Origin of the sequence: Tessaracoccus lubricantis (assembly GCF_039544535.1) — a bacterium.
GTDB classification, from domain to species: domain Bacteria; phylum Actinomycetota; class Actinomycetes; order Propionibacteriales; family Propionibacteriaceae; genus Arachnia; species Arachnia lubricantis.
On record NZ_BAABLV010000061.1, the window covers coordinates 1 to 1,258 of the forward strand.

Below are 1,258 nucleotides of genomic sequence, written 5' to 3' on the forward strand. Positions count from 1 at the left end.
TCGTTGCCTCGGGTGAGGACCTCCGCGTGAGCACTATCACGGATGGAGCTGACGATGGGCCAACGCAAGGCCGTCACGAAGATGAAGGCCCTGGCCTACCGGGGCGCCGACCGGGCGGGTAAGACCCGGATCTTGGACGAGCTGGTCGATCTGACCGGGTGGCACCGCGACTACGCCCGCGCGGCGTTACGGGATGCGCTGGTGCTCAAGGCGGTGGTGCCGCGTAAGCCGCGGGCGCGGGTATACGGCGATGACCTGCTGCCCGCCCTGGTGCGGTGCTGGACGCTGTTGCGGGCGCCGGCGGGGAAGATCCTGGCGCCGTTCATGCCGGTCCTGGTGCCCCTGTTGCGGGCCGAGGACGAGATCGATGTCGACGACGCGCAGGCGGGGTTGCTGGCGGGGATCTCGGCGGCCACCATCGACCGGATGCTCGCCGGCGAACGCCAACGGATGACGCTGCGGGGTCGGACGCATACCAAGCCCGGGTCGTTGTTGAAACACCAGATCCCGATCCGCACGTTCGCTGACTGGGACGACGCGACGCCGGGGTTCGTCGAGATCGACCTGGTCGCCCACGACGGTGGGGTCGCCTCGGGCGAGTACTGCTACACGTTGACGATGACCGATGTGGCGACGGGGTGGACGGTGAACCGGTCGGTGCCGAACCGGGCCCGCCGGTGGGTGATCGAGGCCATCGACCACGCCGCCGGGATGTTCCCGTTCCCGATCGTGGGGATCGACTCCGACAACGGATCGGAGTTCATCAACCACCACTTCCTGCACTACTGCGAGACCCGCAAGATCACGTTCACCCGCGGGCGGGCGGGGAAGAAGAACGACGGCTGCTATGTGGAGCAGAAGAACTGGGCCCGCGTGCGGGAGTTGGTCGGCTACTACCGTTACGACACCGAGGCCGAGCTCGACCTCCTCAACCAGATCTGGGCCTTGGACGACGCGTTCGCGAACTACTTCCTGCCCAGCCTGAAGCTGGCGTCCAAGCACCGCGACGGCGCCAAGGTCGTCAAGAGGTACCACCAGGCCGCCACCCCACACCAGCGTGCCCTCGCGCACCCCGCGACCCGGAAACGGCCGGTCATCACGATGAACGCCCGATTCAAGAAGCTTCGCCTCGGTGCCCTGCAACGAGAGATCCTCCACCACACCGGCCGCCTCGAAGCCCTCGCCCAGGCCAAGGGCCGCGCCGCCCGGCAACGCCGGACCGCGACCGGCTAACCGGAGGAAACAGGTGAGGCAACGA

Annotated in this window: 1 protein-coding gene; it reads left to right on the forward strand. The window is 67.8% G+C overall.

All coding sequences use genetic code 11. The features are described from left to right. Nucleotides 1-54 precede the first annotated feature (54 nt). On the forward strand, nucleotides 55-1,233 hold the full coding sequence (locus ABEA30_RS15500; protein WP_345584456.1) for an integrase catalytic domain-containing protein: 1,179 nt from the start codon (nucleotides 55-57) through the stop codon (nucleotides 1,231-1,233). Nucleotides 1,234-1,258: the final 25 nt, after the last annotated feature.

What these genes read in the sequence shown, in the direction of transcription:
- ABEA30_RS15500 (WP_345584456.1), top strand. Translation starts at nt 55, where the DNA reads ATGGGCCAACGCAAGGCCGTCACGAAGATGAAGGCCCTGGCCTACCGG.